This is a genomic window from Streptomyces sp. NPDC003697, from assembly GCF_053587115.1.
In genome coordinates this window covers 18,713-39,362 of the sequence record NZ_JBSFNN010000015.1, presented here as the reverse complement: position 1 = coordinate 39,362, position 20,650 = coordinate 18,713, and the positions used below count along the sequence as shown (strand labels likewise).

The 20,650-nt window shown below is 71.6% G+C and carries 17 protein-coding genes and 1 riboswitch; of the genes, 10 read left to right on the top strand and 7 right to left on the bottom strand.

Features of this window, described 5'->3' with window-relative positions; genetic code table 11:
* Positions 1–16 precede the first annotated feature (16 nt).
* Positions 17–1,180, top strand: a complete 1,164-nt coding sequence (locus ACWDNY_RS08830; RefSeq protein WP_451645028.1) for a SigB/SigF/SigG family RNA polymerase sigma factor — start codon at positions 17–19, stop codon at positions 1,178–1,180.
* 139 nt (positions 1,181–1,319) lie between these two features.
* Here ACWDNY_RS08830 and ACWDNY_RS08825 read toward each other — a convergent pair whose 3' ends face one another.
* The gene (locus tag ACWDNY_RS08825) at positions 1,320–1,775 is read right to left on the bottom strand and encodes a hypothetical protein (RefSeq protein WP_451645027.1); all 456 of its coding nucleotides are present in this window, start codon (positions 1,773–1,775) and stop codon (positions 1,320–1,322) included.
* 115 nt (positions 1,776–1,890) lie between these two features.
* Between ACWDNY_RS08825 and ACWDNY_RS08820 the strand changes: the two genes are divergently transcribed.
* Together ACWDNY_RS08820 and ACWDNY_RS08815 are read left to right on the top strand one after the other, a co-directional pair.
* Entirely contained in the window at positions 1,891–2,859 is a 969-nt protein-coding gene (locus ACWDNY_RS08820) for a diacylglycerol/lipid kinase family protein (protein ID WP_451645026.1), read from the top strand.
* A gap of 322 nt (positions 2,860–3,181) precedes the next feature.
* Complete coding sequence (locus ACWDNY_RS08815) at positions 3,182–3,439, top strand: WhiB family transcriptional regulator (protein WP_040248489.1); 258 nt, start codon at positions 3,182–3,184, stop codon at positions 3,437–3,439.
* 265 nt (positions 3,440–3,704) lie between these two features.
* Here ACWDNY_RS08815 and ACWDNY_RS08810 read toward each other — a convergent pair whose 3' ends face one another.
* The gene (locus ACWDNY_RS08810) at positions 3,705–5,171 is read right to left on the bottom strand and encodes a sensor histidine kinase (RefSeq protein ID WP_451645090.1); all 1,467 of its coding nucleotides are present in this window, start codon (positions 5,169–5,171) and stop codon (positions 3,705–3,707) included.
* Positions 5,172–6,027: 856 nt separating this feature from the next.
* Here ACWDNY_RS08810 and nagB point away from each other — a divergent pair.
* Complete coding sequence (gene nagB, locus ACWDNY_RS08805) at positions 6,028–6,813, top strand: glucosamine-6-phosphate deaminase (protein ID WP_451645025.1); 786 nt, start codon at positions 6,028–6,030, stop codon at positions 6,811–6,813.
* A 98-nt stretch (positions 6,814–6,911) separates the two neighbouring features.
* On the opposite strand, the gene ACWDNY_RS08800 is transcribed toward nagB, so the two are convergent.
* From ACWDNY_RS08800 to ACWDNY_RS08785, 4 genes are all read right to left on the bottom strand, one after another.
* On the bottom strand, positions 6,912–8,408 hold the full coding sequence (locus ACWDNY_RS08800) for a glycoside hydrolase family 3 protein (RefSeq protein WP_451645024.1): 1,497 nt from the start codon (positions 8,406–8,408) through the stop codon (positions 6,912–6,914).
* Between the two features lie 9 nt (positions 8,409–8,417).
* A complete protein-coding gene (locus tag ACWDNY_RS08795; RefSeq protein ID WP_451645023.1) occupies positions 8,418–9,308 on the bottom strand; it encodes a carbohydrate ABC transporter permease in 891 nt (296 codons plus the stop codon).
* Positions 9,309–9,340: 32 nt separating this feature from the next.
* Positions 9,341–10,330, bottom strand: a complete 990-nt coding sequence (locus ACWDNY_RS08790; RefSeq protein WP_451645022.1) for a carbohydrate ABC transporter permease — start codon at positions 10,328–10,330, stop codon at positions 9,341–9,343.
* 117 nt (positions 10,331–10,447) lie between these two features.
* Entirely contained in the window at positions 10,448–11,731 is a 1,284-nt protein-coding gene (locus ACWDNY_RS08785) for an extracellular solute-binding protein (RefSeq protein WP_451645021.1), read from the bottom strand.
* Positions 11,732–12,208: 477 nt separating this feature from the next.
* On the opposite strand from ACWDNY_RS08785, the gene ACWDNY_RS08780 reads away from it, so the two are divergent.
* From ACWDNY_RS08780 to ACWDNY_RS08760, 5 genes are all read left to right on the top strand, one after another.
* Positions 12,209–12,973, top strand: a complete 765-nt coding sequence (locus ACWDNY_RS08780; protein WP_451645020.1) for a GntR family transcriptional regulator — start codon at positions 12,209–12,211, stop codon at positions 12,971–12,973.
* Positions 12,974–13,259: 286 nt separating this feature from the next.
* Positions 13,260–13,526 carry a DUF3311 domain-containing protein gene (locus ACWDNY_RS08775; RefSeq protein WP_451645019.1) on the top strand — a complete coding sequence of 89 codons (267 nt, stop codon included), beginning with the start codon at positions 13,260–13,262 and terminating at the stop codon, positions 13,524–13,526.
* A complete protein-coding gene (mctP, locus tag ACWDNY_RS08770; RefSeq protein ID WP_451645018.1) occupies positions 13,523–15,151 on the top strand; it encodes a monocarboxylate uptake permease MctP in 1,629 nt (542 codons plus the stop codon). The genes ACWDNY_RS08775 and mctP overlap by 4 nt, the downstream gene beginning before the upstream one ends.
* Positions 15,152–15,485: 334 nt before the next feature.
* Positions 15,486–15,634, top strand: a riboswitch (cobalamin riboswitch).
* Between the two features lie 124 nt (positions 15,635–15,758).
* Positions 15,759–18,149 (top strand): ribonucleoside-diphosphate reductase subunit alpha, encoded by a 2,391-nt coding sequence (locus ACWDNY_RS08765; protein ID WP_451645017.1) that lies wholly within the window; start codon positions 15,759–15,761, stop codon positions 18,147–18,149.
* A gap of 59 nt (positions 18,150–18,208) precedes the next feature.
* A complete protein-coding gene (locus ACWDNY_RS08760) occupies positions 18,209–19,216 on the top strand; it encodes a ribonucleotide-diphosphate reductase subunit beta (RefSeq protein WP_451645016.1) in 1,008 nt (335 codons plus the stop codon).
* Here ACWDNY_RS08760 and ACWDNY_RS08755 read toward each other — a convergent pair.
* A complete protein-coding gene (locus tag ACWDNY_RS08755) occupies positions 19,129–19,449 on the bottom strand; it encodes a hypothetical protein (protein ID WP_451645015.1) in 321 nt (106 codons plus the stop codon). The two genes, ACWDNY_RS08760 and ACWDNY_RS08755, sit on opposite strands and share 88 nt — an antisense overlap.
* A 93-nt stretch (positions 19,450–19,542) precedes the next feature.
* On the opposite strand from ACWDNY_RS08755, the gene ACWDNY_RS08750 reads away from it, so the two are divergent.
* Positions 19,543–20,505 (top strand): GlxA family transcriptional regulator, encoded by a 963-nt coding sequence (locus ACWDNY_RS08750; RefSeq protein WP_451645014.1) that lies wholly within the window; start codon positions 19,543–19,545, stop codon positions 20,503–20,505.
* Positions 20,506–20,650: the final 145 nt, after the last annotated feature.

Sequence of the window (20,650 nt, the reverse complement as noted above, 5' to 3'; positions counted from 1 at the left end):
GAACGGGGACGGGCCGGTGCGGGACGAAGAGCGCGGCACACGGGGGCTGCCGGCCGGGGACGGGACGTCGTTCCGTCCGGGCCAGGCCGGGAGCGGGGCGGAGGGCGGCCCGAGCGGGTCGGCCGCATCTCGGCGCGCGGCGGGCGGCATCGACGGCATCCCCGAGCAGGCCAGACCGCACCCGGAGGACGACCCGCCGGAGGCACCCCTCGCGCGCGACGGGCAGCGGGAGCAGGATGGTGCCCCGCCGGACGCACCTCCGGCGCGTGACGGGGCCTCCCCTGGCCACGGGGGTCCCCCCGCTCGTGCGGGGGAGGAGGCGAGGGCTCGGGGAAGGGCAACGGGCGGGACGATGAGCGAGCACGAGCGATTCTCAGAGGACGACGCGCAGGGCACGCCGGGCGCGCACGGCGCACCGCACGATCCCCAGAACCGCACGGGCGCGCGCGTCCTGTTCGTCGAACTGCGTCAGCTGAACCAGGGCGATCCGCGCTATGCGGAGCTGCGCAACCAGCTGGTCCGCATGCATCTGCCGCTCGTCGAGCACCTCGCGCGCCGCTTCCGCAACCGAGGGGAGCCGCTGGACGACCTGACCCAGGTCGCGACCATCGGCCTGATCAAGTCCGTCGACCGGTTCGACCCGGAGCGCGGCGTGGAGTTCTCGACGTACGCGACCCCGACCGTGGTCGGCGAGATCAAGCGGCACTTCCGGGACAAGGGCTGGGCGGTCCGCGTGCCGCGCCGGCTGCAGGAGCTGCGTCTCGCGCTCACCACGGCCACGGCCGAGCTGTCCCAGCTCCACGGCCGCTCCCCCACGGTGCACGAGCTCGCGGAGAAGCTCGCCATCTCCGAGGAGGAGGTCCTGGAGGGCCTGGAGTCCGCCAACGCCTACTCCACCCTGTCGCTGGACGTGCCCGACACGGACGACGAGTCCCCGGCGGTCGCGGACACCCTCGGCGCGGAGGACGAGGCGCTGGAGGGCGTGGAATACCGCGAGTCGCTGAAGCCGCTGCTGGAGGACCTGCCGCCGCGTGAGAAGCGCATCCTGCTGCTGCGTTTCTTCGGGAACATGACCCAGTCGCAGATCGCGCAGGAGGTCGGGATCTCACAGATGCACGTGTCGCGGCTGCTGGCGCGCACGCTGGCGCAGCTCCGGGAGAAGCTGCTGGTGGAGGAGTAGCCGCCGAAAGGCCCGACGGCCCGCCCCCTCGGCGGGCCCGAGCCCGGCGGGAGGCACTCGGCGGGCCGGCGTCCGCCGGACGGTGCCGGCGCGGCTGCCGTCCGCGGACGCGGGTGCGTCCGGGGGGCGGCCGGTGCCGTTACGGCTTGGGTTCGTCCGCGCGGCCCGGTCCCCGGATACCGAGGGCCTGGCCCGTCGCCCGGTTCGCCAGCAGGACGAGTCCCACCACCGCGACGACCGCCAGGACGATGCCCGCCGGGATCGCCGCACTGTCGGCCTGGAGCAGGCTGTAGGCCACCGGGAGCGCCATGAGGTGGGTGACCACAGCGGGCCCCCGGCTCCAGCTCCGCCGCAGCAGCAGCCCCCGCGCGGCCAGCAGGGGCAGCAGTGCCAGCACGATCAGGGTGACGCCGCCGGTGACGGCCTGCTGCCGGTCACCGGAGTCGCCGAGGCCGAGGACGAGCATCCAGACCCCGGCGACGACGAGCGCGAGCCCCTCCAGCGCGGACAGCGCCGCAGCCCAGGTCAGCCTCCGCGGACGCGGCCCGGCGTCGGCGTCCGAGGTCTCGTGGGTGGGGTTCCGCTCGCTGCTCACCCCTGAAGGGTAGCCCGCAGACCCTGGGCCCTCGTGGGGAGGCTCACGTCCGTTCCTCTTACCGGATCCCTACCTGCCCTGGGCCGAGTACCGCCCAGTAGGTACGCTGCACCCCATGCGTGCACTTCTCGTGGTCAATCCGGCAGCAACCACCACAAGCGCACGTACGCGCGACGTCCTCATCCACGCGCTCGCCAGCGAGATGAAGCTGGAGGCGGTGACGACCGAGTACCGGGGTCACGCCCGCGACCTCGGCCGGCAGGCCGCGCTGAGCCAGGACGTCGATCTGGTCGTGGCACTCGGCGGCGACGGCACGGTCAACGAGGTCGTGAACGGTCTGCTGTACCGCGGCCCCGATCCGGAGGGCCTCCCCCGCCTCGCCGTGGTCCCCGGCGGTTCCACCAACGTCTTCGCCCGCGCCCTGGGTCTGCCGAACGACGCCGTGGAGGCCACCGGGGCGCTCCTGGACGCCCTGCGCGAAGGCAGCGAGCGCACCGTCGGCCTGGGGCTGACCTCGGGGACGCCGGGCAGCGAGGACGAGGCGGTCCCGGCGCGCTGGTTCACGTTCAACGCGGGGCTGGGCTTCGACGCGGGCGTGGTCGGTCGGGTCGAACAGCAGCGGGAACGCGGCAAGAGGTCCACGCACGCCCTGTACGTGCGTCAGGTGGTCCGCCAGTTCCTCGGCGAGCCGCACCGCCGGCAGGGGACGATAACGCTGGAGCCGGAGACCGGGGACGCGGTCACCGAACTGGTGGTGGCCATAGTGTCGAACACCTCGCCGTGGACGTTCCTCGGCAACCGCCCCATGTACACGTCTCCCGAGGCGTCGTTCGACAAGGGACTCGACGTACTCGGTCTCAGCCGTCTGTCCACGGCCGCCGTTGCCCGGTATGGCACCCAGTTGCTCACTTCGTCCCCGCAGCGGGGGCCCCATGGCAGGCACGCCGTCTCCCTGCACGACTTGACGGGGTTCACCTTGCATTCGAAGGTGCCACTGCCCCTCCAGATGGACGGTGACCACCTGGGGCTGCGGACGAGCGTGACGTTCACAGGCGTACGGCGTGCACTGCGTGTGATTGTGTGAGCAGAACAGGCCAAAGTCCTTTCACTCGAACGTTTAGGCCAGGATCCACCCCATGGAAGTACGGCTGTGACCTAGTCGACACCGAGGAATCAAAAAAAACTTTTCGGAAGGGGTTGTATCCGCCGCCGAGGTTTGCGAGTCTCTTCCTGGCGATCGGGACGGCCCACCACAGTGGGCCCCCAAAGATCACCGGAACCCCTCTTCATTTCACAGGACCGCGGTCAGGGAGACCTGACGGTCGGCCCTTCACTTGTTGAGGGATTCGTGAAAGCGTTCACATTCACAAGCAACTTGCACGTAATACCACGGAGAGGTAGCAGCCATGGACTGGCGTCACAACGCCGTTTGCCGCGAGGAAGACCCCGAGCTCTTCTTCCCCATCGGCAACACCGGTCCTGCCCTGCTGCAGATCGAGGAAGCCAAGGCCGTCTGCCGTCGCTGCCCGGTTGTCGAGCAGTGCCTGCAGTGGGCGCTCGAGTCCGGTCAGGACTCCGGCGTCTGGGGTGGTCTCAGCGAGGACGAGCGCCGCGCCATGAAGCGCCGCGCCGCCCGCAACCGGGCCCGTCAGGCCTCCGCCTGACACACCCACCCCGCTCGACAGCCTGAGCTTGGCGGCGCGTACAGCGAGTACGCATCTCCCGCCCCCGAGCCGCAGCGCGCAGTACCCCCGATGCTCCCCCGGGCTCTCAGAGCAGGGGGTACCCCCATCGACAGCGAGCGAAGGGCCCCGGACCGTCACCGGTCCGGGGCCCTTTGCCATGTCCGGCCGCCGGGAACGGCCCGTCGGGGGCCCGGCCGGGCGGCCCCGGGGCCGCGGTGCCCGTGGCGTCGCCCGGGTCCGCGTGTCACTTGGGCGTCTGCACCGGGATGTCGAGGATCACGCGGGTGCCGCGCTCCGGGGCGGCGACCATGTCGAAGCTGCCGCCCAGTTCCCCCTCGACCAGGGTGCGCACGATCTGCAGGCCGAGGTTGCCGGAGCGGTGCGGGTCGAATCCCTCGGGGAGGCCGACGCCGTCGTCCTGCACGGTGACGAGCAGGCGCGCCTCGCGCGTGGTGCCGCCGCGGACCGCGGAGACCTCGACGGTGCCGGTCTCGCCCTGGCGGAAGCCGTGTTCCAGGGCGTTCTGCAGGACCTCGGTCAGCACCATCGACAGCGGGGTCGCCACCTCGGCGTCGAGGATGCCGAAGCGGCCACTGCGCCGGCCGGTGACCTTGCCCGGCGAGATCTCGGCGACCATCGAGAGCACCCGGTCGGCGATCTCGTCGAACTCCACCCGCTCGTCCAGGTTCTGAGACAGCGTCTCATGGACGATCGCGATCGACCCGACCCTGCGCACCGCCTCCTCCAGGGCCTCGCGGCCGCGCTCCGAGTCGATACGCCGGGCCTGGAGCCGCAGCAGGGCCGCCACCGTCTGGAGGTTGTTCTTGACCCGGTGGTGGATCTCCCGGATCGTCGCGTCCTTGGTGATCAGCTCCCGCTCGCGGCGGCGCAGTTCCGTGACGTCCCGGAGCAGCACCAGCGAGCCGATGCGGGTGCCCTTGGGCTTGAGCGGTATCGCCCGGAACTGGATCACCCCGTCGTTGGCCTCGATCTCGAACTCGCGCGGCGCCCAGCCGCTGGCGACCTTGACCAGCGCCTCGTCCACCGGCGCCCGGGACGGGGCGAGTTCGGCGGTGGTGGTGCCGAGGTGGTGCCCCACGAGGTCGGAGGCGAGGCCGAGGCGGTGGTAGGCGGAGAGCGCGTTCGGCGAGGCGTACTGCACGGTGCCGTCCGCGTCGAGCCGGATCAGGCCGTCGCCGACCCGGGGTGAGGCGTCCATGTCGACCTGCTGGTCCGGGAACGGGAAGGCGCCGGCCGCGATCATCTGCGCCAGGTCGGAGGCGCTCTGGAGGTAGGTCAGCTCCAGCCGGCTCGGGGTGCGCACCGTCAGCAGGTTGGTGTTCCGGGCGATGACGCCGAGGACGCGCCCCTCCCGCCGCACCGGGATCGACTCGACGCGGACGGGGACCTCCTCGCGCCACTCCGGGTCGCCCTCCCGCACGATCCGGCCCTCGTCGAGGGCGGCGTCCAGCATGGGACGGCGGCCCCGCGGGACGAGGTGGCCGACCATGTCGTCCTGGTAGGAGGTGGGGCCGGTGTTCGGCCGCATCTGGGCGACGGAGACGTAGCGCGTGCCGTCAAGGGTGGGGACCCACAGGACCAGATCGGCGAACGAGAGGTCGGAGAGCAGCTGCCACTCCGAGACCAGCAGATGGAGCCACTCGAGGTCGGAGTCGTCGAGGGCGGTGTGCTGGCGTACGAGTTCGTTCATGGAGGGCACGTCTGCGAGCGTACCCGGGCGTTCGGCCGAGGTTCGAAACCGCGGGGTGGGTGGAACACCCGCGGGCCGCGGCGCCTGGGAGGGACCCTCAACCCTCCCGGCACCGCAGCCCGGAGCAACAACGGCCGTGGGGTGTGCGGTCCCGGTCGGCCGAAGGACGAGGAGCCGGGGCAGTCAGGGCAGAGAGCTCCGGTTCCTCTGTCCGCCTTCCTGTGCGGGGAAGACGGAGGCTGGTGCGTTCCCCTGATGTGCGGGACGTGCCGCCCGCGTCCGCTGTCAGGGTCACCCCTTCAATTCTGGACTAGACCAGTTGCGCCTGTCCATGAGCGGGGGCGTTCGTTGTCGCTTCTTGTCGGTCCACCGCGCCCGGACGGGTCCGGCCCGGTGACCGGTGGGGCGCGCCGGCATCCCACCGGGCAGCAGCCTAGCCCGCCCGGGTCGCCCGTGGGGCCAGATGGCCAGGGCGATTTCCGCGAACGCCCCGGTTTTCCCCGGCTCACGCCGTCGTGCGCCCCTGGATCCGCGCGCCCGTGCGGGCGTGAGCGCGCCGGCCCCGGTGCCGGCGGGCGGCCTGCGCGCCGGGACGGCCTCGGCCCCGCGCCGCCCCGGCCGCCCCCTGGTCCGCCGCGCCGCCCTGACCGCACCCTGGGACACCGAGCCGCGTGGACGCGACGGGAGGTTCGCCGGCGTACGGAACGCGTCCGCTTCCGGCCGCGGCGGCAGGGCCGTGAGGAGGGCCCCGCGAGGGGCCGCTCTGCTAGATTGGTCTAAACCACACACCGACGTACGCCCCGTCGTCAGCGGGGTCCGGTCCCCTCTCGGCTCTCCTCGGATAGGCAGGCCCAGCGTGGAAGTTGTCATCGTTCCGGACGCCGCAGCGGGCGGCGAGCTCATCGCCGAGGCCATGGCGCGGCTGCTGCGGAAGAAGCCCGACGCCCTGCTGGGCGTGGCCACGGGTTCCACTCCGCTGCCCGTCTACGAGGCCCTGGCGGCCAGGGTGCGCTCCGGTGCCGTGGACACGTCGTACGCGCGGATCGCCCAGCTCGACGAGTACGTGGGGCTGCCCGCCGACCACCCGGAGTCCTACCGCTCCGTGCTGCGCCGGGAGGTGCTGAAGCCGCTCGGGATCGGGACGGAGGCGTTCCTGGGGCCCGACGGCACCGCCGAGGACGTGCAGGCCGCGTGCGAGGCGTACGACAGGGCGCTGGCCGAGGCGGGCGGGGTGGACCTGCAGCTGCTGGGGATCGGCACGGACGGGCACATCGGGTTCAACGAGCCCTGCTCCTCGCTCGCCTCGCGGACGCGGATCAAGACGCTGACCGAGCGGACCCGGACCGACAACGCGCGCTTCTTCGAGGGCGACGTCGACCAGGTGCCGCACCACGTCATCACCCAGGGCATCGGGACGATCCTGGAGGCGCGGCACCTGGTGCTGCTGGCCACCGGCGAGGGCAAGGCCGACGCGGTCGCCGCGACCGTCGAGGGACCGGTCGCGGCCGTCTGCCCGGCCTCGGCACTGCAGCTCCACCCGCACGCCACGGTCGTGGCCGACGAGGCCGCCGCCGCCAAGCTGAAGCTCGCCGACTACTTCCGTCACACCTACGCCCACAAGCCCCGGTGGCAGGGCATCTAGCGACTTCCGGCCGCCCCGGCCCGCTCACCCGCCGGAGGAGTGAAGGCGCCGGCCGTCCCACGGAGGGCGGCCGGCGCCTTCACTGTGTGTCCGGTCACTCACCCGCCCGCGATCACCTCGGCCGCCGCGCGGCCGCAGACCCGGGCCGCGCCGTGGGTGGCGATGTGGAGGGCGCCGCGCGGGGCCGCCTGCGGGACGCCCATCTCGACGACGATCGTGTCGGGGCGGGCCGCCAGCAGGGTGTCGAGGGCGGCCGCCATCCAGGGGTGCCGGTGCTCGTCGCGGACCACGGCCACCACGCGGCGCCCGTCGGCCGCCGCGAGCGCCGCGGGTCCCGCGTCCTCCCCGGCGAAGCTGCCCGTCCGGGTGCCGGGCAGCAGCCTGGCCAGCTCCGCCGCCACGCCCCACGGCGTCTCGTCGCCGACCGCGACGTTGGCGACGGGGGTGAGCGCGGCGACGTAGGGCGGGGCGGTGAGCGGGGTGAAGGCCGCCGCGCCGGTGACCTTCAGAGCGCGCCGGGCCGCCAGCAGGCCGACCTCGCCCACCTGTCCGTCCGCAGTGCCGCCGCCGGCCGTGCCGTCGGCCGCGGCCGTCCAGCGGGCGAGCGCGCGGACCCGTTGCGCCGCGTCCGCCAGGCGTTCCTCGGGCAGGTCGCCGGCACGGACCGCGGCGACCAGGGCGTCCCGCAGACGCCGTACCGTCTCGTCGTCGGCGAGGCCGCCGCCCACGCAGATCGCGTCGGCGCCGGCGGCGATGGCGAGGACGCTGCCCCGCTCGATGCCGTAAGTGCCGGCGATGGCCCGCATCTCCATGCCATCGGTGACGATCAGGCCGTCGTAGCCCAGCCGTCCGCGCAGCAGGTCCGTCAGCACCCCGTGCGACAGGGTGGCGGGGCGGTCCGGGTCCAGCGCCGGTACCAGGATGTGCGCGCTCATCACGGCCTTGGTGCCCGCGGCGATGGCCGCCCGGAACGGGGCCAGTTCGCGCGCCTGGAGCACGGAGGCGTCCACGTCGATGCGCGGCAGCGCATGGTGCGAGTCGACGGCCGTGTCGCCGTGCCCGGGGAAGTGCTTGGTACAGGCGGCGACGCCCGCGGACTGCAGGCCGGCGACGTAGGCCGCGGTGTGCCGGGCGACGAGGCCGGTGTCGGCGCCGAAGGAGCGGACACCGATGACGGGGTTGGCCGGATTGGAGTTGACGTCGGCCGAGGGCGCCCAGTCGAGGTTGACCCCGCAGTCCGCGAGGCGGCGGCCGAGTTCGCGGGCGACCTGCCGGGTCAGCTCGACGTCGTCCACCGCGCCCAGGGCGTGGTTGCCGGGAAAGGAGGATCCGGTGCGCACCTCCAGCCGGGTGACGTCTCCGCCCTCCTCGTCGATGGCGACCAGGACGTCGTCGCGTTCCGCCCGCAACCGGGCGGTGAGCGCCGCGAGTTGGTCCGGCGAGGCGATGTTGCGGCCGAACAGGCCGACCGAGGCCAGGCCCTCGCCGAGCCGGCGTAGCAGCCAGTCGGGGGCCGTGGTGCCGGGGAAGCCGGGCTGGAGGACGGTCAGCGCGTCGCGGGTGAGTGTGTCGGTGCCGCTGGCGAATGTCGTCATCGGGTGGCGTTATCCCTTCACGGCGCCCGCGGTCAGGCCCGCGGCCATCTTGCGCTGGACGAGGAGGAAGAGGACGACGATCGGCACGGCCATCATGGTGGCGCCGGCCATCATCGGGGCGTACTCGGTGCCGTGCTTGGTGGTGAAGTTGCCGAGCCACACGGTCGCGGTCTGATGGTCCTGGCTCAGCAGCATCAGGGCGTACAGGTACTCGTTCCACGCCTGGATGAAGCCGTACACCGAGGTGGCGACCATCCCGGGGGCCAGCAGCGGGAAGACCACCCGGAGGAAGGCGCCCGTCCGGGAACAGCCGTCGACCATGGCGGCCTCCTCCAGCTCGCGCGGGATGTTGACGATGAAGCCGCGCAGCGTCCACACCGTGAAGGGGAGGATGAAGGTCAGGTAGGTGATGATGATGCCGGTCAGCCTGTCGTACTGCCCCAGGTCGTTGAGCAGCAGGAAGACCGGGATGATCATGGCGACCAGCGGCACCATCTGCACCGCCAGGATGCCGACGATCACCAGCTTGCGGCCGCGGAAGGCGAAGCGGGAGATCGCCAGGGCCGCCAGCAGGCCGACGGCCATGCCGATGACGACCACCGCCAGCGAGACGGCCAGGCTGCGCCCGACCGGTCCCCAGAAGTCCGCGATGTCCAGCGCCCGGCGGAAGTTGGCGAACGTGACGCCGGTGGGCAGCAGGCTCGGGTCCGGATCGATGGCGTCCTTGGCGGGCTTGAACGCCGTGTTGAGCATCCAGTACAGGGGGAAGCCCGCGGTGACGAAGACGAGGAGGCCGAGGAGGTTCCAGCCGAGCCGGGACGTGCGCCGGCGGCCGGGTCCCGGGGCGGTGCTCCCGCCGGTCGCGCCGGGCGCGCCGGTCCTGCCGGCCGTGGTGCTCACGCCGGTCGCACTCGTCATTCCGGTCGCACTCGTCATTCCACGTCCCCGATCTTCAGCATCTGGCGCATGTAGACGGCGACCACGCCGAGCAGCAGCACCACCGTGAGCAGGGCGATCGCCGAGCCCTGCGCGTAGTCGTTGACCACGAACGCGCGGTCGTAGGAGTAGGTGTTGAGGACCTGGAACTCCGCCTCGGGATGGCCGTTGCGCATCACGAACACCTGCGGGAAGACGCCCATGTCCCAGATCACCGACAGGGTCGTGAGCATCACGATGATCGGCTCGAGGATCGGCAGGGTGACGTGGCGGAACACCCCCCACGAGCCGGCGCCGTCCAGCCGCGCGGCCTCCTCCAGCTCCCTGGGCACCTGGGTCAGGCCGGCGCTCAGCGTGATGACGACGAAGGGCACGGCGCCCCACACCACCAGCAGCATGATCACGGCCAGCCCCTCGGGTCCGCTGGCGAACCAGTTGTGCCCGATCATCCGCACTCCGGGCAGCTTGCTGAGCAGCGCGTTGAGGACGCCGTAGTCGGAGTCGAAGAGCCACTTGAAGACGGTGGTCGCGACGATGACCGGCATGCCCCAGCCGGCCACCAGCACGATGTTGATGAGCACCTTCAGCCAGCCGGAGACCCGCTGCAGCAGCAGGGCCAGCGCCATGCCGGCGACCATCGTGAGGAGGACGGCGCCGGCCGCGAAGACGACGGTGCGCAGCACCACGGCCCAGAACCGGCTGTCGCCGAGCACCTCGGCGAAGTTGGCGAAGCCGGCGGACTCGGCCGGCTGGAAGCCCCACAGCTGCGACTGCCCGAACGTCTGGAAGGAGAGCGTGACCAGCCGGACCAGCGGATAGCCCATGACCAGGGCGAGGATCAGCAGACAGGGCGCGAGGAGCAGCCAGGGGACCGCGGCCCCGTTCGAGGCGCGTCGTCCGCGGGGCGCGCGGGCGGCGCCCGGGGGTGGCGGCGCCTGCCGCGGCGGCGGCACCTTGGCAGGGGTGGTCGTGTCTGCGGCAGTCATCGCGCGCTCCTCAGCGGTCCCTCAGGTCGTACGAAGGCGAGGCCCCGCACGGTCGTACGGGGAGCAGGGCCCCGCTTGCCGGGAGGAGCCGGGAGGAGACGGGGCCCTGCGCTCGGGTCACTTGGTGTTGATGACCTTGTCGATCGCGGCGTCCGCCTCCTTGGCGGCGGCCTCGACCGACTTCTTGCCGGTGCCGATGTCCTGCAGCATGGTCTGCAGCACCTGGGCCTTCTCGACCTGGCCCCAGCCGGGGGCCATCGGGACGAACCAGTTCGACTCGGCCGCGGTGGCCGGGACGGCCGTCTTCGGGTCGTTCTTCAGCGTCGCGAGGTCGGTCCTGTTGTTGGGCAGATTGCCCTTGGCCATCAGGCCCTTCTGGCCGGCGGAGCCGGTGAGGGCGTTGATCCACTCCGCGGCGAGGGCCTGCGCCTTGGACTTCACGGGGACGGCGAGGTCCGAACCGCCGAGGAAGACCGGCATGTTCTTGCCGGACGGGCCGGGCATCACGAAGTTCTCGAGGTTCCCCTTGAGCTTGCCGGTCTTGTCGTTCTTGGGATCCTCGGCGGTCCCGCCCTCCCAGGCGGCGGCGAAGATCATGCCGGACTTGCCCTGGCCGTAGACGATGTAGCGGTCGGACTCGTCCTTGGTCTTGTCGCCGTGCATGTACGAGTCGAGCACCCTCCGGTACTCGTTCAGGCCCTTGAGGGACCGGGGCGAGGACAGGTTGCCCTTCCACCGGCCGCCCTCCTCCTCGGCGATGGACCCCCCGGCGTCGTAGACGAAGGACATGGCCGCGTACCAGTCCCGGCTGGGCTGGTACCAGGCACTGAACCCGGCGCCCTCCTTCTTCTGCACCTTGTCCAGGGCGGCGGTCAGCTCCGGGTACGTCCTCGGGGCGCTCTTCACGCCCACCGAGGCGAAGACGTCCTTGCGCCAGTTGGCGACGCGGCCGCCCGCGTAGTACGGCACGCCGTAGGTCTTGCCCTCGTACGTCACCGAGGCCTTGAGGCCGTCCAGCCAGGCGCCGGAGTCGTCGAAGGCGGCCGGGTCGACGGGGGCGAAGGCGCCCTTGACCATGTAGCCGAGCATCTCGGTGTTGCCCATCTCGACCACGTCGGGGGCCTTGTCGGTGGCGAGGACGGCGTCCAGCTTGGTGTTCTTGTCCGGCCAGCCGTAGTACTCGTGCTTGATCCTGACGCCGGGGTGCTTCTCCCGCACCGCGGCGTCGGCGGCCTTCACCAGCTCGGGCCAGTTGTTCTGCGCGTCCACCGTGAGCCAGACGGTGAGCTCCTTGGCGTCCGCGCCGCCCTTGTCCGACCTCTCGCCGTCATCGCTTCCGCACGCCGCGATGGAGACCATCATGCCCGCGATACCGATCGCGGCAGCCAGCTTGCGCTTCACGCCACCCTCCTCAGGGATGCCACAAACCCCCTGCCTCCCCGCGGTGAGCTGGACCTGCCCGTGCATACCGCCCGTGGGGCCGGGACCTGGACCAATGGTGTAGACCAGTACGGGGAGCTTGGCCCAGACCAATAGGGCTGTCAAGGGTGCGCCGGGACGCTCCGGCGGTCCGTTACGGGACCGCGATATGCAGGGACCTTTCATTGCCGACGCGACTAAACGGACGGCTTCGTTCCCCGGCGGCGGAAGCGCCCGCCCCCCGCTCCGGCCGCCCTTGTGGACCGCACCACCCGCCGCACAGCGCGCATACCATTGCCCGAGGCCGCCCTGTGGACTAGACCATCATGGGGCACGACGGTATACAGAGGAGGTCACGGAGCGTGCGGGTGGCCGCCCGGCACACGAAGCCGTGCCACGATGTGGGCCGGGGCCGACGGGATGTCGGCCGCTTCGGCACCGGAGCCGGGAAGGCGGAGCATGAGCACCGACGTCAGCAGTGCGGAGAACGAGGGTGGGACGACCGTCCGTACCGCGCGCGTGCCCAAGTACTACCGTCTGAAGAAGCACCTGCTCGACATGACGGAGACGCTGCCCCCCGGCACCCCGGTCCCGCCCGAGCGCACCCTGGCGGCCGAGTTCGACACCTCCCGCACCACCGTGCGCCAGGCCCTGCAGGAACTCGTCGTGGAGGGCCGGCTCGAACGCATCCAGGGCAAGGGCACCTTCGTCGCGAAGCCCAAGGTCTCCCAGGCGCTGCAGCTGACCTCCTACACGGAGGACATGCGCGCCCAGGGCCTGGAGCCGACGTCCCAGCTCCTGGACATCGGCTACATCACCGCCGACGACCGGCTCGCCGGCCTGCTCGACATCACCGCCGGCGGGCGCGTGCTGCGCATCGAGCGGCTGCGCATGGCCAACGGCGAGCCGATGGCCATAGAGACGACGCACCTGTCGGCCAAGCGCTTCCCGGCCCTCAGGCGCAGCCTGGTGAAGTACACCTCCCTGTACACCGCCCTCGCCGAGGTCTACGACGTCCGCCCCGCCGAGGCCGAGGAGACCATCGAGACCTCCCTGGCCACCCCCCGGGAGGCCGGCCTGCTCGGCACCGACGTGGGCCTGCCCATGCTGATGCTGTCGCGGCACTCGCTGGACTGGGAGGGCCGGCCGGTCGAGTGGGTGCGTTCGGTCTACCGGGGGGACCGCTACAAGTTCGTCGCGCGACTGAAGCGGCCCGCCGACTGAGGGCTGTCCCGGGAGCCGCGGTGGATCAGCGTGCGGCGTCGGATGCGGTGCATCGCACGGCGGAGGGTCGTCCTCATACTGGGCGTATTCGGGCGATCCGACAACGCGGCGAGGTGTAGCTGTCGTCGTGCGCCCGCCGGGGACCGCGGGACAGCCCTTAGTGCCGCGGCAGGGCATTGTTGCCGTTGGAAACCGATACACGGACGAGGGGTTCCGTTCGCGGGAGACCGTCACCTAGATTGCCTGCGCACTGCACAGGTGATCAGCAAGGGGACGGAGCCGCCAGATGTCAGATGCCCCAAGAAAAACCGGAGCGGCGGTGGTGACGCCCATGCGCGTCGTCATCGCCCTCTGCCTGCTCGCGCCCTTCGTGGCGATGCTGTGGGTGGGTTCCTACGCCAAGGTGGACCCGGCCTTCATCGGCATCCCGTTCTTCTACTGGTACCAGATGCTCTGGGTGCTGATCTCCACGTCGCTGACCATGGTCGCCTACCAGCTGTGGCGGCGTGACCAGCGCTCCCAGGGCTCCCGGAAGGGCGGTGCGGCGGAATGAAGGACGGCGTCAACGGCGTCGCGCTCGGCGTCTTCATCCTCTTCTTCCTGGCCGTCACCGTCATGGGCTTCCTGGCGGCCCGCTGGCGCCGGGCCGACAACGAGCACAGCCTCGACGAGTGGGGCCTCGGCGGCCGGTCGTTCGGCACCTGGGTCACGTGGTTCCTGCTCGGCGGCGACCTGTACACCGCCTACACCTTCGTGGCCGTGCCGGCGGCGATCTACGCGGCGGGCGCGTCGGGCTTCTTCGCGGTGCCCTACACGATCCTGGTCTACCCGCTGATCTTCACCTTCCTGCCGCGCCTGTGGTCGGTGTCCCACCGCCACGGCTACGTGACGACCTCGGACTTCGTCCGCGGCCGGTTCGACTCCAAGGGGCTGTCGCTGGCCGTGGCGGTCACCGGCATCCTGGCGACGATGCCCTACATCGCGCTCCAGCTCGTCGGCATCCAGGCCGTCCTGGACGTGATGGGCGTCGGCGGCGGCGAGAACACCAACTGGTTCGTCAAGGACCTGCCCCTGCTGCTCGCCTTCGGCGTGCTGGCGGCGTACACGTACTCGTCGGGTCTGCGCGCGCCCGCGCTGATCGCGTTCGTGAAGGACACGCTGATCTACATCGTGATCGCGGTCGCGATCATCTACATCCCGATCAAGCTGGGCGGGTTCGACGACATCTTCGCCAAGGCGGGCGACGCCTTCGCGCAGACCAACCCGGCCACGGGCAAGCCGCGGGGCGCCCTGGCCCCCGCCGAGGCCGGCCAGTGGACGTACGCCACACTGGCCCTGGGGTCCGCGCTGGCGCTGTTCATGTACCCGCACTCGATCACCGCGACGCTGTCCTCGCGCAGCCGTGAGGTGATCCGCCGCAATACCACCATCCTGCCGCTGTACTCGCTGATGCTCGGTCTGCTGGGGCTGCTGGGCTTCATGGCGATCGCGGCCGGCATCAAGGTGCAGAACGGGCAGCTGGCCATCCCGCAGCTGTTCGAGAACATGTTCCCGGACTGGTTCGCGGGCGTGGCCTTCGCGGCGATCGGCATCGGCGCGCTGGTGCCGGCGGCCATCATGTCGATCGCGGCCGCGAACCTGTTCACCCGCAACATCTACAAGGACTTCATCAAGCCGGACGCCACGCCGAAGGAGGAGACGCGGGTCTCCAAGATCGTGTCGCTGCTGGTGAAGGTGGGCGCCCTGGTCTTCGTCCTGACCATGGACAAGACGGTGGCCATCAACTTCCAGCTGCTCGGCGGCATCTGGATCCTGCAGACCTTCCCGGCGCTGGTCGGCGGCCTGTTCACCCGCTGGTTCCACCGCTGGGCGCTGCTCGCGGGCTGGGCGGTCGGCATGGTCTACGGCACGATCGCCGCCTACGGCGTGGCCTCTCCGACGCAGAAGCACTTCGGCGGCTCGGCGGAGGAGATCCCGGGGATCGGGGAGATCGGCTACATCGGTCTCACGGCCTTCGTGCTCAACGTCCTCGTCACGGTCGTGCTGACCTTCGCGCTGAAGGCGGTGAAGGCTCCGGAGGGTGTCGACCAGACCCGGCCGGAGGACTACACGGCGGACGCGGGAGACCCGGGCGTGGAGGTGGAGCTGCCGCCGGCCACGGCCGGAGCCGCGCACTGACCCGCCACGGCATGGAGCGGGCGGCCTCCTGAGCCGCCCGGGCGCCTCGGGCCGCCGGAGAGATCCGGCGGCCCGTTGCCGTATCCGTCCGGCAGAACCGGGCTGCGGGCCTCGCGGCAGCCTCGGCCCGGGCATCGTGCGAGCCGGGGCCCGGGCATCCCGGGAGGCCCGGACCCGGCGACCGTGGCAGCCGGTGCGGGACGCCGAGGGCACCCCACCGTCCACCCACGCGCTGACGCTCCGGCACATCCCTGGGCGGTTGCGGTCACCGCAGGCACGGCGGGCAACCGCGACACAACATATGGGGGCGTCTTCCTCGCCCGGCACCAGATGTATGCTCATGCTCGCTGTCGCCGCAGGGGAATCCGGTGCGAATCCGGAACTGTCCCGCAACGGTGTACTCGCGCGTGCCCACCCATGTCCTCATCCATGCGGGCCCGTACGAGCGTCAGTCCGAGGACCTGCCGACAGTGCGCCCGGCCGTCCGGTCCGGGTGCCCTGACGTCCGGGCCTCGTGGGATGGGCCGGTGGACGCGACGCCCGCGTGCGTTCGTGTGCTGCCCCCTGCCCTCGGCGAGGCCCCGTGCCGAGCGAGGATGTGCCCCACGTGACCATCGCACCAGCCGGTCCGGCCGCAGCGACACCGTCCGACACCGAGACCGACGGCCCCGGTGCCGCGCTGCTGCGGACCCTGACGGAGCTGACCGCCGACCTGCCCGACGCCGACCCCGGCCGGGTCGCGGCCGCCGCGCTGCGCGGCCGGTCCGCGCGCACGGCCCCCGAGCTCACCGTGGAGCTGCGCGAGCTGGCGACGGAGGCCGCCGCCGGCCTGATCTCCGAGGACCCCGCCTACTCGAAGTTGGCCGCCCGTCTGCTGGCCGTGGGCATCCGCGCCGAGGCCGCCTCCCAGCAGGTCACGTCCTTCACCGACTCCGTCGCCGTCGGCCACCGGGAGGGGCTGATCGCCGACCGGACCGCCGCGTTCGTGCGCCTGCACGGCGAACGCCTCGACGCCCTGGCCGACCCGGCCGCCGACGACCGCTTCGGCTACTTCGGCCTGCGCACCCTGCACAGCCGCTATCTGCTGCGGCACCCGATCACCCGCAAGGTGATCGAGACACCCCAGCACTTCATGCTGCGCGTCGCCGCCGGTCTCGCCGAGGACGACACCCCGCGGTCGGTCGACGAAGTGGCCGCGCTCCACGGGCTGATGAGCCGCCTGGACTACCTGCCCTCCTCCCCCACGCTGTTCAACTCCGGCACACGGCACCCGCAGATGTCGTCGTGCTACCTGCTGGACTCCCCCGTGGACGAGCTGGACTCGATCTACGAGCGCTACCACCAGGTCGCGCGCCTGTCCAAGCACGCCGGCGGCATCGGCATCTCCTACTCCCGCGTGCGCGCCCGGGGTTCGCTGATCCGCGGCACCAACGGCCACTCCAACGGCATCGTGCCGTTCCTGAAGACGCTGGACGCCTCGGTCGCCGCCGTGAACCAGGGCGGCCGGCGCAAGGGGGCCGCCGCGGTCTACCTCGAGACCTGGCACTCCGACATCGAGGAGTTCCTGGAACTGCGCGACAACACCGGCGAGGACGCCCGGCGCACGCACAACCTCAACCTGGCGCACTGGATCCCCGACGAGTTCATGCGCCGGGTCGCCGCCGACGGGCAGTGGTCGCTGTTCTCGCCGTCGGACGTCCCGGACCTGGTGGACCTGTGGGGCGAGGAGTTCGACACCGCCTACCGTGCGGCCGAGGCCGCCGGGCTGGCCAGGAGGACCCTGCCGGCCCGTGACCTGTACGGCCGCATGATGCGCACCCTGGCGCAGACCGGCAACGGCTGGATGACCTTCAAGGACGCCGCCAACCGCACCGCCAACCAGACGGCCGAGCCGGGGCACGTCATCCACTCCTCCAACCTCTGCACGGAGATCCTGGAGGTCACCGACGACGGGGAGACGGCGGTGTGCAACCTGGGGTCGGTGAACCTCGGCGCGTTCGTCGACACGGAGGCAGGCGACCTCGACTGGGAGCGGCTGGACGAGACCGTCCGGACCGCCGTGACCTTCCTGGACCGGGTCGTCGACATCAACTTCTACCCGACCGCGCAGGCGGCCCGGTCCAACGCCCGGTGGCGTCCGGTGGGCCTGGGCGCCATGGGGCTGCAGGACGTCTTCTTCAAACTGCGTCTGCCGTTCGACTCCCCCGAGGCGCGGGCGCTGTCCACCCGTATCGCCGAGCGCGTCATGCTCGCCGCCTACGAGGCGTCCGCCGACCTCGCCGAGCGCAACGGCCCGCTGCCGGCCTGGGCGCGCACCCGTGCCGCCCGCGGCGTCCTCCACCCCGACCACTACGGCGTGGAGTTCACCTGGCCGGAGCGCTGGGCGGCGCTGCGGGAGCGGATCGCGGCCGTCGGGATGCGCAACGCGCTGCTGCTCGCCATCGCGCCGACCGCGACCATCGCGTCGATCGCCGGTGCCTACGAGTGCGTCGAGCCGCAGGTCTCCAACCTCTTCAAGCGCGAAACCCTCTCCGGGGAGTTCCTCCAGGTCAACTCCTACCTGGTGCAGGACCTGAAGGACCTCGGCGTGTGGGACGCCCGCACCCGGGAGGCGCTGCGCGAGGCGAACGGCTCGGTGCGGGACTTCGGCTGGATCCCCGAGGACGTCCGCCGGCTGTACCGCACGGCGTGGGAGATCCCGCAGCGCGGCCTGATCGACATGGCCGCGGCGCGCACGCCGTTCCTGGACCAGGCCCAGTCGCTGAACCTGTTCATGGAGACGCCGACCATCGGCAAGCTCTCCTCGATGTACGCCTACGCGTGGAAGCAGGGTCTGAAGACCACGTACTACCTGCGCTCCCGCCCGGCGACCAGGATCGCCCGCGCCGCCGGGGCGCAGGCGCGCAGCCAGGCTCCCGTCCCCGCGCAGCAGGTCGCCGGCCCCGACGCGGTCGCCTGCTCGCTGGAGAACCCCGAGTCCTGCGACGCCTGCCAGTGACCACCCGCAGCCACCCGGCACCCACCCCGTTTGGAGGACGGCGCCCCGCGCCGACTGTCATGACGTCCCAGAACCTGCTCGACCCCGGTTTCGAGCTGACCCTGCGCCCCATGCGCTACCCCGACTTCTACGAGCGCTACCGGGACGCCGTCAAGAACACCTGGACCGTGGAGGAGGTCGACCTCCACTCGGACGTCGCCGACCTCGCGAAGCTCACGCCGGGCGAACAGCACCTCATCGGCCGCCTGGTGGCCTTCTTCGCGACGGGTGACTCGATCGTCGCGAACAACCTGGTGCTGACGCTCTACAAGCACATCAACTCCCCCGAGGCGCGGCTGTACCTGAGCCGCCAGCTCTTCGAGGAGGCCGTCCACGTCCAGTTCTACCTGACCCTGCTGGACACCTACCTGCCCGACCCGCAGGACCGCGCGGCGGCCTTCGCGGCGGTGGAGAACATCCCCTCCATCCGCGAGAAGGCCGGGTTCTGCTTCCGGTGGATGGACTCGGTGGAGAGGATCGACCGGCTGGAAACGGCGACGGACCGTCGCCGTTTCCTGCTCAACCTGATCTGCTTCGCCGCCTGCATCGAGGGCCTGTTCTTCTACGGTGCCTTCGCGTACGTCTACTGGTTCCGCAGCCGGGGCCTGCTGCACGGGCTGGCGACCGGCACCAACTGGGTGTTCCGGGACGAGACCATGCACATGTCGTTCGCCTTCGACGTGGTGGACACCGTCCGCAAGGAGGAGCCGGAGCTCTTCGACGACGAGCTGCGGCAGCAGGTCACCGACATGCTGAGGGAGGCCGTCGAGGCCGAGCTGCAGTTCGCGCGCGACCTGTGCGGTGACGGCCTCCCGGGCATGAACACCGACTCGATGCGGCAGTACCTGGAGTGTGTCGCCGACCAGCGCCTGACGCGCCTCGGCCTCGCTCCGGTGTACGGCTCCGAGAACCCCTTCTCCTTCATGGAGCTCCAGGGCGTTCAGGAACTGACCAACTTCTTCGAGCGGCGTCCCTCGGCGTACCAGGTGGCGGTGGAGGGCACGGTCGACCTGGACGAGGACTTCTGACTCCCTTCCGTCTCCCGGGCGTCCCCGTCCTCGCGGGCCGCCCGGGTCCCGTCCTCCCCCTTCGCCGTCCCGGCCCGCGAGGCCGGCCGGGTCCCGTCCTTCTCGGCCTCCCTGATCTGCCGGCCGATGCGCCGGTCGTGGACGATGCCGGTCACGGAGGGGGCGATCATGAGCGCCAGGAGCCCGACGACGGCGGTCATTCCGATGAGTCCTTGCAGCTGGTTCGTATCCATGGACACCACTGTCGCGCCGAGTGCTCCTTACCGTGAGTGGCAGGACTGCCGCACCCCCTCGAATTCCTGCCAGTCATGCGGCAGACTGACGGCATGTTGAAGAACGTGGCCGCCGTCCTCCTCGACGGCGTGCAGCCCTTCGAACTCGGCGTGGTCTGCGAGGTCTTCGGCAACGACCGCAGCGACGAGGGACTGCCGGTGTACGACTTCGCCGTCGTCTCGGCCGAGGGCCCCACCCTGGCCAGCCAATGCGGGTTCACCCTGTCGACGCCACACGGTCCGGAGCGGCTGGAGGAGGCCGACCTGATCGCCGTCCCGGCCGGCGACGCCTACACCTCCCGCAGCTATCCGCCCGAACTGCTCGACGCGCTGCGCCGGGCCGTGGCGCGGGGCGCCCGGGTGCTGAGTGTCTGCTCGGGCGTCTTCGTGCTGGGTGCGGCCGGGCTGCTGGACGGGCGGCGCTGCACGGTCCACTGGCTGCACGCGCAGGAGCTCTCCCGGCGCTTCCCGCGGGCGGTCGTCGAGCCGGACGTGCTGTACGTCGACGACGACCCCGTGATCACCTCCGCCGGTACCGCGGCCGGTATCGACGCCTGCCTGCACATCGTGCGCAAGGAGGAGGGGCCCGAGGTCGCCAACAAGATCGCCCGGCGCATGGTGGTCCCGCCGCACCGCGACGGCGGGCAGGCGCAGTACATCGAGCGGCCGCTGCCGAAGTCCCGGTGCGACACCGTGGGCGAGGTCCTCGTCTGGATGGAGGAGCACCTCGATCAGGAGGTCACCGTCGAGCATCTGGCGGCCCACGCCCACATGTCGCCGCGCACGTTCGCGCGCCGCTTCCAGCAGGAGACGGGAACGACCCCCTACCGCTGGCTCCTGCGCCAGCGCGTGCTGCTGGCGCAGGAACTGCTGGAGGCGACGGACGAGACGATGGACGCGATCGCGGCCCGCACCGGCTTCGGCACGGCGGCCGCGCTGCGCCACCAGTTCGTGCGGGTGCTGGGGACGACCCCGAACGCCTACCGGCGCGCGTTCCGCGGCCGCGTGGCCGCCTGACCGCGCGCCGCGGGCATCCGCGCGCCGCGGGGATCGCTCGCCGGCGCAGCGCACCACCTCCGGGCGCCGGCGCCGCGTCGCGCCGCGCCCGGCTTCGGGGGCGGCGGCGCGGGGACGGCGCGGGCGGCCCCGGCGTCCGCCCCCG